13 protein-coding genes and 1 tRNA gene are annotated in these 12537 nt (G+C 29.8%); 13 read left to right on the top strand and 1 reads right to left on the bottom strand.

All coding sequences use genetic code 11. The annotated features are described in order from the left end of the window. Positions 1-105: 105 nt before the first annotated feature. Positions 106-1491 (top strand): DNA repair protein RadA, encoded by a 1386-nt coding sequence (radA, locus tag Q1J60_RS01540; protein ID WP_423249101.1) that lies wholly within the window; start codon positions 106-108, stop codon positions 1489-1491. A gap of 19 nt (positions 1492-1510) precedes the next feature. Beyond that, positions 1511-2575, top strand: a complete 1065-nt coding sequence (disA, locus tag Q1J60_RS01535; RefSeq protein ID WP_300257556.1) for a DNA integrity scanning diadenylate cyclase DisA — start codon at positions 1511-1513, stop codon at positions 2573-2575. Between the two features lie 33 nt (positions 2576-2608). Here disA and Q1J60_RS01530 read toward each other — a convergent pair whose 3' ends face one another. After that, the gene (locus tag Q1J60_RS01530) at positions 2609-3010 is read right to left on the bottom strand and encodes a nucleoside triphosphate pyrophosphohydrolase family protein (protein ID WP_300257554.1); all 402 of its coding nucleotides are present in this window, start codon (positions 3008-3010) and stop codon (positions 2609-2611) included. Positions 3011-3321: 311 nt separating this feature from the next. Here Q1J60_RS01530 and Q1J60_RS01525 point away from each other — a divergent pair, with 311 nt between their 5' ends. From Q1J60_RS01525 to Q1J60_RS01475, 11 genes are all read left to right on the top strand, one after another. After that, the gene (locus Q1J60_RS01525; protein WP_300257552.1) at positions 3322-4428 is read left to right on the top strand and encodes a PIN/TRAM domain-containing protein; all 1107 of its coding nucleotides are present in this window, start codon (positions 3322-3324) and stop codon (positions 4426-4428) included. A 13-nt stretch (positions 4429-4441) separates the two neighbouring features. Continuing rightward, positions 4442-5119, top strand: coding sequence for a 2-C-methyl-D-erythritol 4-phosphate cytidylyltransferase (ispD, locus tag Q1J60_RS01520; RefSeq protein ID WP_300257550.1), 678 nt, complete (start codon positions 4442-4444; stop codon positions 5117-5119). A gap of 347 nt (positions 5120-5466) precedes the next feature. Further along, positions 5467-7179 (top strand): proline--tRNA ligase, encoded by a 1713-nt coding sequence (locus Q1J60_RS01515; protein WP_300257547.1) that lies wholly within the window; start codon positions 5467-5469, stop codon positions 7177-7179. Positions 7180-7286: 107 nt separating this feature from the next. Then, positions 7287-8684, top strand: a complete 1398-nt coding sequence (cysS, locus tag Q1J60_RS01510) for a cysteine--tRNA ligase (protein ID WP_300257627.1) — start codon at positions 7287-7289, stop codon at positions 8682-8684. Positions 8685-8905: 221 nt separating this feature from the next. Then, a complete protein-coding gene (locus Q1J60_RS01505; protein WP_300257544.1) occupies positions 8906-9316 on the top strand; it encodes a Mini-ribonuclease 3 in 411 nt (136 codons plus the stop codon). Positions 9317-9331: 15 nt separating this feature from the next. Beyond that, positions 9332-10069, top strand: coding sequence for an FAD-dependent thymidylate synthase (thyX, locus tag Q1J60_RS01500; protein WP_300257541.1), 738 nt, complete (start codon positions 9332-9334; stop codon positions 10067-10069). Between the two features lie 22 nt (positions 10070-10091). Then, positions 10092-10961, top strand: a complete 870-nt coding sequence (rlmB, locus tag Q1J60_RS01495; protein WP_300257538.1) for a 23S rRNA (guanosine(2251)-2'-O)-methyltransferase RlmB — start codon at positions 10092-10094, stop codon at positions 10959-10961. Between the two features lie 15 nt (positions 10962-10976). Continuing rightward, the gene (locus Q1J60_RS01490; protein WP_300257533.1) at positions 10977-11486 is read left to right on the top strand and encodes an NYN domain-containing protein; all 510 of its coding nucleotides are present in this window, start codon (positions 10977-10979) and stop codon (positions 11484-11486) included. Between the two features lie 80 nt (positions 11487-11566). Beyond that, on the top strand, positions 11567-12214 hold the full coding sequence (gene sigH / locus Q1J60_RS01485) for an RNA polymerase sporulation sigma factor SigH (protein WP_300257529.1): 648 nt from the start codon (positions 11567-11569) through the stop codon (positions 12212-12214). An 82-nt stretch (positions 12215-12296) separates the two neighbouring features. Beyond that, positions 12297-12372 (top strand) — tRNA-Thr (locus tag Q1J60_RS01480). A gap of 66 nt (positions 12373-12438) precedes the next feature. Beyond that, positions 12439-12537 (top strand): GTP-binding protein (locus tag Q1J60_RS01475; protein ID WP_278677752.1); only part of this gene is annotated, 99 nt, incomplete at its 3' end.

The raw sequence follows: 12537 nt of genomic DNA, 5'->3' as shown, positions 1-12537 counted from the left end.
TGAATCTTTTTAAGAAAATAATAATAAATAAGTATGTGATTAGTTATAATGATATGATATGATTATTTAAGGATATATTAGGAAATAATTAGATTTGTACGTAAAATGAAGAAATTTGGAGTTGGTAAAGTGGTAAAGGTTAGAAGCATATATGTATGTCAAAATTGCGGATATGAAACACCTAAATGGATGGGAAAATGTCCAGAATGCAATAATTGGAATACTTTAGTGGAAGAGATTAGGGATACTAAAAATAATCAATCTTCTCCTAAGATTGAACGACAAATTGGTGAGCTTAAAAAGATAAAAGAAATTAAGTCAGGTGAAAAAGAAAGATATGATACTGGAATTGGTGAATTAAATAGAGTGTTAGGTGGAGGGCTTGTTAAGGGTTCACTTACACTTATATCTGGTGATCCTGGAATAGGTAAATCTACACTTCTTTTACAGACAGCAAATAATATTTCAAAAAAATATGGTAAAGTTTTATATGTTTCTGGAGAAGAATCAGAAGAACAAATAAAAATAAGAGGAGATAGGTTAAAAGTTGATGCAGAAGAACTTTATATAGTTTCCGAAACTAATCTTGATGTAATAGAAGCATATATAGATAAACTTGAACCAGTTTTCATAATAATAGATTCAATACAAACAATTTATAGAGAAACAGTTTCTTCAGCGCCAGGAAGTGTTTCACAGGTTAAAGAGTGCTCAAATGCTGTGATGAGAATAGCTAAAGGTAAAAATATTCCTTTATTTATAGTTGCTCATGTTACTAAGCAAGGGGATTTAGCTGGACCAAGAGTATTAGAACACATGGTGGATACTGTACTATCCTTTGAAGGAGAAAGAACTGAAGAATTTAGAATATTAAGGACCATGAAAAATAGATTTGGTACTACAGCTGAAATAGGTGTTTTTGAAATGCGTGGAGAAGGATTGATGCAAGTTTATGATCCATCTAGTATGTTTTTAGAGGACACTAGTTTTAATCAAGAAGGGTCAGTTGTAATTGGAGTCATGGAAGGAACTAGACCTATTCTTGTAGAAATACAATCATTAGCATCTGAAACAAAAGCAGTTATGCCTAGAAGAACCTCTGTGGGAGTAGAAAATTCAAGGTTAAGTTTAATATTAGCTGTATTAGAAAAAAAATTAAGAGTTCCTTTTTACAATACTGATGTTTATGTAAATGTAGTAGGAGGACTTGAAATAGAAGGTACTACAGCAGACTTAGGAATTGCTATTTCACTTGTATCCTCTGTTAAAGGTAAAGCAACTAGCTTAGAAAAATTAGTTGTTGTAGGTGAGGTTGGGTTAACAGGTGAAATAAGACCAATATCAAATTGTGACAGAATATTAAATGAAGCAGAAAAAATGGGATTTTTAAATGCAGTTGTTCCTTATAGAAGTTTAGAAAAATTAAAGGGAAGTAAATTAAATCTTATAGGGGTAAAAACTGTAAGGGAAGCAATAGGAAAGATATTTTAAGATGGATAGGTGTGAGTAAATGAGAACTGTACATGATGATGAGTTAAAAAAAATATTAAAAATAATGAGCCCAGGTACTTCTTTAAGGGAAGGATTAGATAATATACTTAGAGCCAAAACAGGAGGACTTATAGTATTAGGAGATAATGAAGAAATATTAGATTTAGTAGATGGTGGATTTAATATAAATTCTGAATATAGTCCGGCATATATATATGAGCTTGCTAAAATGGATGGAGCATTAGTACTTACTTCAGATAGAAAAAGAATACTCTACGCAAATGCTCAGCTTATGCCAAATCAATCTATAAGTACATTTGAAACAGGAACAAGACATAGAACTGCTCAAAGGGTTGCAAAGCAAACAAATAAAATAGTAATAGCTATATCACAAAGAAGAAATATAATTACTGTTTATAAAGGAGACATAAAATATGTCTTAAGAGATAGTGCTGTTATATTAAGTAAAGCAAATCAGGCTATACAAACATTAGAAAAGTATGTAGCTGTACTTGAAAGAGTAACAAATAATCTTAATATACTTGAGTTTCAAGACTTGGCAACTCTTTTTGATGTAACTACAGCTATACAGAGAACTGAAATGGTAATGAGAATAGTTGAAGAGATAGAAGGATACATTATTGAGTTAGGAAATGAAGGAAGACTTATTTCTATGCAATTAAATGAGCTAGTAAGAAGTATAGAGCAAGATGGAGTGCTTTTAATAAGAGATTATTGTTATGATAAAATGGAGTATAATTATGTTTACAAAGAAATTCAGGAATTATCAGCTGAAGATTTATTAGATTTAGATATAATAGCAAAAGAATTAGGATATATAGGAAAATCTTTAATTGACACATTAGTGTCACCAAGAGGGTATAGAATATCAAATAAGGTACCAAGAATACCTTCAAATGTAATAGAAAATCTAGTAGGACATTTTGGAAAGCTTAAATATATTCTTGAAGCTGGCAATGAAGAATTAGATCAAGTAGAAGGAATTGGAGAAGCTAGAGCTAGAGCAATAAAAAATGGATTAAGAAGAATAAGAGAACAAGTTGCTTTAAATAAAAATTTATAAAAAGAAGTGCCATATAAATATGGCACTTAATATTTATCTAAAAGTAAATTTACCTAAAGTATCTATTTTGTTATATTCTTTTAATAAGATATCAAATAGGTTTATATCCAGTGCATTACATAGTGAAGTTAAATAGAACAGATTGTTTCCAAGTTCACGTTCTATAACTTCTCTGCAATTTTCACATAAGCAGCCTCTGATATGAGAATTTAAGCGTGGATTAAGTTCTTCTAAGGATAGGTAATCATCCTCTAGCATACTTTGCTTTTTAGCGTAAATTTCTATGCAGCCGCAATTAGTAACGGCTTTGCATATAGCTCTGCTAGCTCTTGCTTGTGATTCTTGATATTTACTTAATATATCTAATATGCTTTTGTGTCTAAGTAAAGAATTATTAACGCTATTTTGAAAATCGTCAAAAATTACGTCCTTCATAGTGTTTCACTCCTTATATACTAATCTTTGACCTTATAGTAATTATAGAATTTTTTGGTTATATTTGTCAAATGATTTAGGTTGCAAAACTAAATATATGTTAAAAACTAATTAGCTTGTTAACTTGACTTAAATATAAATCAAATTTAGAAATATTTATAGGGGGTAATTTATTAATTATAATAATTAAACAATATTTGTAAGTTCTAAAGCACTTAAATATGTTATAATTAAGAAAATATATTATAAATATTTTACAACTATGAATGATAAAAACTAAATATGTCAATAATTATATAGGAGGTGAGTTTGTGATAAAGAAAATTTTTAGAGTATTTTTCACTATTTTAGGGTTATTGATTGGATTTGTCTTAGCAGACGGAATAAGAAAAAGTGCTATAGGCAATCAATATCTAACAAATATTTTTTTAAAGGTATCATTTTATATAATTTTAATTGCTGTTTTTGGAATCATTTTATTTATTCTTTCTCCTTTTATTTATAAAGCTACAAGAAAACTTATAACATTTATAGAAAAAGGAATATCTAAATTATCTCCAAGTGAAATAATATTTGGAGCTGGGGGTGCTATAGTAGCTTTATTATTAGCCTTAGTAATAACGTTGCCATTAAGTAGCTTTTTAAGTGGATTAAATGGCATGTTAGCTCCTATTGTGTCAGTTATCATAAACATAATAGCTATGGTTATAGGAGCAGATATAGCTGTTAAAAAAAGAGAAGGGATTACAGGATACTTTGAGAATTTTAGAAAAAATCAATCTAAAGAAAAAAAATCAAAGAATTCTTCTAATCAGAAGAGTGAAGCTACTCCAAAGGTTTTAGATACATCTGTAATAATTGATGGTAGAATCTTTGATTTATGCCAAACTGGTTTCATAGAGGGAGCTTTAGTAATTCCAACTTTTGTTCTTGATGAATTAAGACATATATCAGATTGTTCAGATTCTTTAAAAAGAACAAGAGGAAGAAGAGGATTAGATATTTTAAATAAAATTCAAAAAGAACTTTCAATAGAAGTAATCATGTGGGAAGGTGATTTTCCAGAAATAGCAGAGGTTGATATTAAACTTCTAAAATTAGCACAAAAATTAAATGGTAAGGTTGTAACAAATGATTATAACTTAAATAAAGTAGCTGAATTTCAAGGTGTTCCAGTATTAAATATAAATGAATTAGCAAATGCAATTAAGCCAGTGGTATTACCAGGAGAAGAGATGACTCTTACTGTCGTTAAGGATGGAAAAGAATCTGGACAAGGAGTTGCTTATCTTGATGATGGTACTATGATTGTTGTAGAAGGTGGTAGAAAGTACATGGGAAAAGAAATAACAGTAGTTGTAACTTCAGTACTTCAAACAGCAGCAGGAAGAATGATATTTGCTAAATATAAATCTTAAGAGGAATTTAATGATGGGAAAAGTAGTTAGCGTAGTATTAGCAGGTGGAAAAGGAAAAAGAATGGGTGCTGATGTTAGTAAGCAATTCATTGAAATAAATGGGAAACCTATAATATATTATACTTTAAAAGCTTTTGAGAAATGCACAGAAATCGATGAAATAGTTCTTGTTCTACCCAAAGATGAAATAGAGTATTTTAAAAGAGAAATAGAACCTAGATTTGATTTTAAAATTTCTAAAATTATTGAGGGAGGAAAGGAAAGACAGGATTCAGTTTATAATGCATTAAATTTCATAGAAGATTGTGATATTGTTTTAATACATGATGGAGCAAGAGCTTTTGTAAGTAATAAAATAATAGAAGATGGAATAAGGTATTCTAGGGAGTTTGGGGCAGCAGCCCCAGGTGTTATGCCAAAGGATACTATAAAAGTTAAAAATTTAGAAGGGTTCTCTGTAGATACACCAAATAGAGCAACTTTAGTGGCTGTTCAAACTCCACAGTGCTTTAAATATAACTTAATAAAAAAAGGTCATGATAAAGTTAAGAATGAAAAAATTCAGGTTACGGATGATACTATGATAGTAGAGCTTTTAGGAGAAAAAGTGTATCTTTTTGAAGGTGATTATAAAAACATAAAGATTACAACACCAGAAGATTTAATATTAGCAGAAAATTTTGTTAAGTAATGATCACAAGATATAGACAGTATATTGACATGTTATTTTTATAAGGATATAATTTTATAAGATTTAATAAAATTTAATAGTTGTAAAGACTGTGAAAAAGATTAGTAAAAACGCTTATACAGAGAGAAAATACTAGGCTGAGAGATTTTCAACATGTTTTGAACCTACTTTGGAGTCGTGGCAAAAAACTAACCGGGTTTAATACCGTTAACAATGAATAGAGTACAAATTTAGGTGGTACCGCGAAATATAAGCTCGCCCTAAAGTTTTTTAGGGTAGAGCTTTTTTTATTTTTAAAATGAATTTAATCAAAATATTATAAATAACTTATGAGGAGGCAGTATATTATGAAAATGTCAAATATGTTAGTAGGAACTTTAAGAGAAGTTCCAGCGGAAGCAGAAATAGAAAGTCACAAGCTTATGCTTAGAGCGGGTCTTATGAGAAAGATGGCTGCAGGTATTTATAACTATATGCCTTTAGGATTAAAGGTTATAGAAAATGTTAAAAATATAGTAAGAGAAGAAATGAATAATGCAGGTGCTCAAGAGTTTTTAGCATCAGCTTTAATACCGGCTGAGTTATGGCAAGAATCAGGAAGATGGGATGCTTATGGAGCAGAAATGTTTAGATTAAAAGATAGACATAACAGAGATTTTTGCTTAGGGCCAACTCACGAAGAAGTATTTACTGATATAGTTAGAAATGAAATAAAATCATATAAGCAATTACCATTAAATCTTTATCAAATACAAACTAAGTATAGAGATGAAAGAAGACCAAGATTTGGAGTTATGAGATCAAGAGAATTCATAATGAAAGATGGATATAGCTTTGACAAAGATCAAGAAGGATTAGATTTAGCATATGAAAAAATGAGAAAAGCATATGTTAATATATTCAATAGATGTGGATTAGATGCTAAAGCAGTTGCAGCTGATTCAGGAGCTATAGGTGGATCAGGTTCAGCTGAATTTATGGTTAAATCAGAAGTTGGAGAAGATGATGTAGTATTCTGTACAGCTTGTGATTATGCAGCTAATATAGAAAAAGCTCCATCAACACCAGAGCATGCAGAAAAAGAAGGGTTAATGGAAGTAGAAAAAATTGAAACTCCAGCTGTTAAATCAATTGAAGATTTAGCAAAATTCTTTGAATGCTCACCAAAGAAAATAGCAAAAACTTTAATATTCAAAGCTGATGATAAGGTTATTGCTGTTGTAGTAAGAGGAGATAGAGAAGCTAACGAAATTAAGATAGCTAATGCTATTGGAGAAGTTATAGAACTAGAAATGGCAAGTGAAGAGGCTGTTAAAGAAGCTACTGGAGCTTCGGTTGGATTTGCGGGTCCTATAGGGATAAAAGTAGATATGTTATTAGTTGATCAAGAGGTAGCTAATATGTATAACTTTATAATTGGTGCTAATGAAACTGATATGCACTTAAAGAATGTAAACTATGGAAGAGATTTTGAAGGAATAGTTGGTGACTTCAGAAATGTTACTATAGGAGAAAAATGTCCTGAGTGTGGAAAGGAAATAACTATTTCAAGAGGTACTGAGGTTGGACATATATTTAAACTTGGAACTAAGTATTCAGAATCTATGGGTGCAACATTTATTGATGAAGATGGAAAAGCTAAACCATTTATAATGGGATGTTATGGAATAGGAGTTACAAGAACTGTAGCATCAATAATAGAGCAACACAATGACGAAAATGGAATAATATGGCCGTTAGAAGTAGCTCCATACCATGTATCAGTTATACCAGCTAACGTTAAAAATGAAGAACAAGCAACTAAAGCAGAAGAAATATACAATGAATTAAGAAAAATTGGAGTTGAAGCTTTACTTGATGATAGAAAAGAAAGAGCTGGAGTTAAATTTAAAGATTCTGAATTAATGGGAATTCCAATGAGAATAACTGTTGGAAAAATGATTGGTGAAGGTCAAGTTGAATTTAAACTTAGAAATGGTGGAGAAGTTGAGACTTTATCTATAGAAGAAGTTTATAATAGAGTAAGAAAAGAATTTGAAAAAGCAAATTTAGCTTTATAATTTATAAGGTTAACGGAATTGTATATAATTAGAATATAATATATAGATAACCTTATTTTAATATAGGGTGATTTACTAATAATATAAAGTAGGAGGGTCAAGTAGTGATTAAGGTTTATAATACTTTAAATAAGAAAAAAGAAGAATTCATTCCTTTAACTCCAGGAGAAGTTAAAATGTATGTTTGTGGTCCTACTGTGTATAACTTTTTTCACATAGGAAATGGTAGAACATTTATAGTTTTTGATACTATAAGAAGATATTTTGAATACAGAGGATTCAAAGTTGATTTTGTTCAAAACTTTACAGATATAGATGACAAGATGATAAAAAAGGCTAATGAAGAAGGAACTACTGTAAAGAAAATTGGAGATACTTATATAAAAGAGTATTACAAAGATGCAGATGCATTAAATATAGAAAGAGCTACAGTTAATCCAAGAGCTACGGAATTTATTGGTGAAATAATAAAGTTTGTTAAGGGGTTAATTGATAAGGGATATGCTTATGAAGTTGATGGAGATGTTTATTTCTCAACTAAGAAATTTGAGGGGTATGGAAAATTATCAGGACAGAATATAGAAGATCTTCAATCAGGTGCTAGAATAAGTGTTGATGAAAGAAAAAAAGATCCAATGGACTTTGCTATATGGAAAGCTCAAAAACCAGGTGAACCAGCTTGGAACAGTCCTTGGGGAATGGGAAGACCAGGATGGCATATAGAATGCTCATGCATGGCTAAAAAATTATTAGGTGAAACTATAGACATTCATGCTGGTGGATCAGATTTAAAATTCCCTCACCATGAAAATGAAATAGCACAAAGTGAAGCTTTAACTGGTGAACCTTTTGCGAGATATTGGTTACATTCAGCCTTTGTTAATGTAAACAATGAAAAAATGTCAAAATCATTAAATAATTTCTTTACTGCGAGAGAAATATTAGAAAGATATGATGCTGATGTTATAAGATTTCTAATGTTATCAGCTCACTATAGACAACAACTTAACTTTAGTGAAGATCTATTAGAGTCAGCTAAAGCCTCAGTTGAAAGAATATACAATGCTATAGGAAATTTAGAAAACTTAATAGATGAAGTTTCTAGAGAAGAAATGAATGAAGAAGAAAAATCTTACTTAGAGTCATTAAATAAATATAAAGAAAGATATATTGAAAAAATGGATGATGATTTTAATACAGCTGATGCTATAACAGCTATATTTGATTTGATAAAAGACACTAATACAAATATAACAATTGATTCATCGAAGGAATTAGCTAAAAAATCTTTAGATTTAATAAGAGAATTAGGAGAGCCATTAGGAATGTTCCAAAAATCAACTAAAGGAAATCTAGAAGAAGAGATTGAAGCTTTAATAGATAAAAGACAACAAGCTAGAAAAGATAGAGACTTTGCTTTAGCTGATAAAATAAGAGATGAGTTAAAAGATAGAGGGATTGTATTAGAAGATACACCTCAAGGTGTTAGATGGAAGATGATATAATTTAGATAATAAACTTGCAAAGGAGGTTTCTTTTGCAAGTTATTATTTTAAAGAATTTTATTTGATAACTATTAAAATAAAAGTAAATTAAATAATTAAAAATTTTTAAATTAAATCATATTAAAATCTTTGATTGAATTAGATTTAAATTTGTAGTTTAATAGTTATAAATAAATTCTATATTATTTTTAAATTAAGCTCAAACAAAAGGAGATAAGATATTGAAGAATTTATTATACAGAGAGTTTTCAAAAGGTGAAGCTAGAATGTTAAACCCACTTCAATTAGCTTTAATAGGAGATGGAGTTTACGAAGTTTTTATAAGAAACTATATATTAAGTGAAAATGCAGGTTTATCAGCTCACAAAATACATGTTAAAGCAATACAATATGTAAAAGCTAAGGCACAAAGTGACATAATAAATGCTTTAGAAGGTGAGTTAAAGGAAGACGAACTTTATATTTATAAGAGAGGTAGGAATGCTAAGTCAGCAACAGTACCTAAAAACGCAAATGTTAGAGATTATAGAAATGCAACAGGATTTGAGGCTTTAGTAGGTTATTTATATCTTACTGGAAAAGAAGAGAGATTAAATGAGTTCTTATTGAAATGTATAGAAATCCATGTGTAGGAAGGAGAATTATTAATGTTAAAAGTTAAATTGTTACAATATACACAAGAACCAGAAAAGACAATAGCAGCAGCGGCTAAATTATGCTATAGTCCTGTGGGAGTTGATGATATATTAGAAAATTTAACTGATGAAGGAGCAGAAAAATTTTTAAATATGCTTATGTCATATGGACATATGTCACCTATAGAGCATGTTTCATTTACTTTTGCAGTAGAAGGGGTTTCAAGAAGCTTGACTCATCAGTTAGTTAGACATAGAATAGCATCCTATTCACAGCAATCTCAAAGATATGTTAAGTTAAATCAATTTGAATACATAGTACCACCAGCTATAGAAGCAGATGAAGTTGCTAAAAAGCTATTTATTGATCAAATGAAAGGTGCACAAAAGGCATATGATGAGATAGTTGAAAGATTAAAAACTAAGTATATTAGTGAAGGAATGGGAGAAAAAACAGCTGAAAAAAAAGCCATAGAAGATGCAAGATATGTCTTTCCTAATGCTTGTGAAACAAAAATTGTATTTACTATGAATGCTAGAAGTTTAATGAATTTCTTCAATCATAGATGTTGTGACAGAGCTCAATGGGAAATAAGAAATATGGCGGAACAAATGGTTAATGAAGTTAAAAAAGTTGCACCAATACTATTTAAGAATGCAGGTCCAAGTTGCGTAGCAGGTCCATGTCCTGAAGGGAAAATGTGTTGTGGAAAGCTTAAAGAGATGAGAACATTATATCTTGGGAAATAGAAATTTTTAAGGAGAGAACAATATGACAAAGTCAGAAAATAAATATAAACAATTAACTCGTAAGCAAAAGTATGCTTTAGAAAGAGAACAAAGAGTAAGAGAAGAAAAATACGCTAGAAATAATAGAAATTTTGTTGAAGAAGAAGTTAAAGTAAGAGAAGATTTAGTTGAAGGAAGAAATGCTGTTATAGAATTATTAAAGTCAGATAAAACTATAGAGCAAATATTTATAGCTAATGGAAAAATGGAAGGTTCAATAAATAAAATTTTAGGATTAGCTAAAGAAAAGAAAATAGTTGTAAAAGAAGTTGATAGAAAGAAACTTGACTTAATGAGCGAAACTAAAGCTCACCAAGGAGTAATAGCACAAATAACTCCTTTTAAATATAGTACTGTTGAAGATATATTAGATTTAGCTAAAAGTAAAAATGAAGATCCATTTATAGTTATTTTAGATGAGTTAGAAGATCCACATAACTTAGGATCAATAGTAAGAACAGCAGAATTATGTGGTGCACATGGTATCATAATTCCAAAGAGAAGAAATGTTGGAGTAACTGGAACTGTTTATAAAGCTTCTGTGGGAGCTATTGAACATATGAAAATTGCAAAAGTTACTAATATAAATAATGCTATTGAAGAATTAAAGGCTAATAATGTATGGATATACGGAGCTGATATAGCTGGAGAAGAATATAGCTATGAAACAAACTTCAAAGGTGCTTGTGGAATAATAATAGGTAGTGAAGGTAGAGGAATGTCAAATCTAACTAAGAAGAAGTGTGACAAGTTGGTTAAAATTCCAATGGTTGGAAAAATAAATTCTTTAAATGCCTCAGTCGCAGGAGGCATAATGATGTATGAGGTATTAAAATCAAGAATAATAAAGTAGAAAAAGAGTGATGAGATGAGAGTTATATTTATAGATGGTTATAATGTTATAAATAGTTGGCCTAATCTAAAAAAGTCAAAAAATTATAGCTATGATATAGCTAGAACAGAGCTTACAGAAATGCTTGAAAATTATGCTGCTTTTAACTCGTGTAAAATTTATTTAGTTTTTGATGCTCATAAGGTTGCTGGAAATATTGAAAGTAAAGAGGTATGTGGAAATATAATTACTGTATTTACAAAAGAAGGCGAAATTGCTGATGCATATATTGAGAGAATGGTAGATGAGCTAGGGAGAAAGGTAGAAATTGTTGTTGTAACATCAGATAGATTAGAACAACAAACTGTTTTTCAAAGAGGGGCTGTAAGAATGTCATCTATTGAATTTTACAATGAAGTGTTAAAAGTTCAGGATAACATTAGAAAAAAGGCAGAGAAAAATAAATTAGAATTAGGTAAAAATTTTTTAGGTGATACTTTAGAAGAAAGTGTATTAGAAAAATTGGAAAAAATGAGAAGAGGGTAATATTGACTAAGTCAAATATAAACCTTATAATTTATTTGTAATTTATTGGATGTTAGATTTTTATCTGGGGGGCAGAGAATATGGGGATTACTTATGATTTGGCTAAAATTAATAATTATGAAGAATTTAAAGATTTAACAGACAAAGAAATAGTTATGTTAGCTAAAAATGGTGATAATATGGCTCAAGAATATGTAATAAGTAAGTATGAGCAGTTTGTAAAAGCTAAATCTAAATCATATTTTCTTATAGGAGCAGATAAAGAAGATATATATCAAGAGGGAATGATTGGATTATATAAAGCAATAAGAGATTTTAATCCAGATAAGTTTGCATCATTTAAAAGTTTTGCAGAACTTTGTGTTACAAGGCAGATAATAACTGCTATAAAAACTGCAACAAGGCAAAAACATATCCCATTAAATACTTATATTTCTTTAAGTAAACCTATTTACGAGGAAGAATCAGATAGAACGCTTTTGGATACTGTAGTAGGGATATCAATTACAGATCCTGAATCATTATTCATAGGTAAAGAAGAAGTTGAAAAAATAGAAAGTGCAATGAACAGTGTACTTTCTGAACTAGAATTAGAAGTGTTAAATTCTTATTTAGATGGTAAATCATATCAAGAAATTGCCTGTGATTTAGATAGAGAAGCTAAATCTATAGATAATGCATTACAACGTGTAAAAAGAAAGCTTGAAAAATGTTTAAACATTAAATAATGCAATTTTTTAAAAGTATTGACAAAGAATTTTATTAGTAGTAAAATTTTTATGGCATAGGTAAATTAAATGAATGTAAGGTGCTCACGTAGCTCAGTCGGTAGAGCGTCGCCTTGGTAAGGCGGAGGTCGTCGGTTCAATCCCGATCGTGAGCTCCAATCCAAAATAAGGAAAATACAACACGCTAGGTAGAGTTTATTTGAATTTTAAAGGAGGAATTTGCAATGTCAAAAGCAAAATTTGAAAGAAGCAAACCACACGTTAATATTGGAACAATCGGTCACGTAGACCACGGTAAAACAACTTTAACAGCAGCTATAACA

Source organism: Clostridium sp. (assembly GCF_029258205.1).
Lineage (GTDB): Bacteria > Bacillota > Clostridia > Clostridiales > Clostridiaceae > Sarcina.
Note: the sequence above shows the minus strand (reverse complement) of the source record. Positions and strands in the feature narration are given on the sequence as shown.

What these genes read in the sequence shown, in the direction of transcription:
- radA (WP_423249101.1), top strand. Translation starts at nt 106, where the DNA reads ATGAAGAAATTTGGAGTTGGTAAAGTGGTAAAGGTTAGAAGCATATAT.
- disA (WP_300257556.1), top strand. Translation starts at nt 1,511, where the DNA reads ATGAGAACTGTACATGATGATGAGTTAAAAAAAATATTAAAAATAATG.
- Q1J60_RS01530 (WP_300257554.1), bottom strand. Translation starts at nt 3,010, where the DNA reads ATGAAGGACGTAATTTTTGACGATTTTCAAAATAGCGTTAATAATTCT.
- ispD (WP_300257550.1), top strand. Translation starts at nt 4,442, where the DNA reads ATGGGAAAAGTAGTTAGCGTAGTATTAGCAGGTGGAAAAGGAAAAAGA.
- Q1J60_RS01515 (WP_300257547.1), top strand. Translation starts at nt 5,467, where the DNA reads ATGAAAATGTCAAATATGTTAGTAGGAACTTTAAGAGAAGTTCCAGCG.
- thyX (WP_300257541.1), top strand. Translation starts at nt 9,332, where the DNA reads ATGTTAAAAGTTAAATTGTTACAATATACACAAGAACCAGAAAAGACA.
- rlmB (WP_300257538.1), top strand. Translation starts at nt 10,092, where the DNA reads ATGACAAAGTCAGAAAATAAATATAAACAATTAACTCGTAAGCAAAAG.
- Q1J60_RS01490 (WP_300257533.1), top strand. Translation starts at nt 10,977, where the DNA reads ATGAGAGTTATATTTATAGATGGTTATAATGTTATAAATAGTTGGCCT.
- sigH (WP_300257529.1), top strand. Translation starts at nt 11,567, where the DNA reads ATGGGGATTACTTATGATTTGGCTAAAATTAATAATTATGAAGAATTT.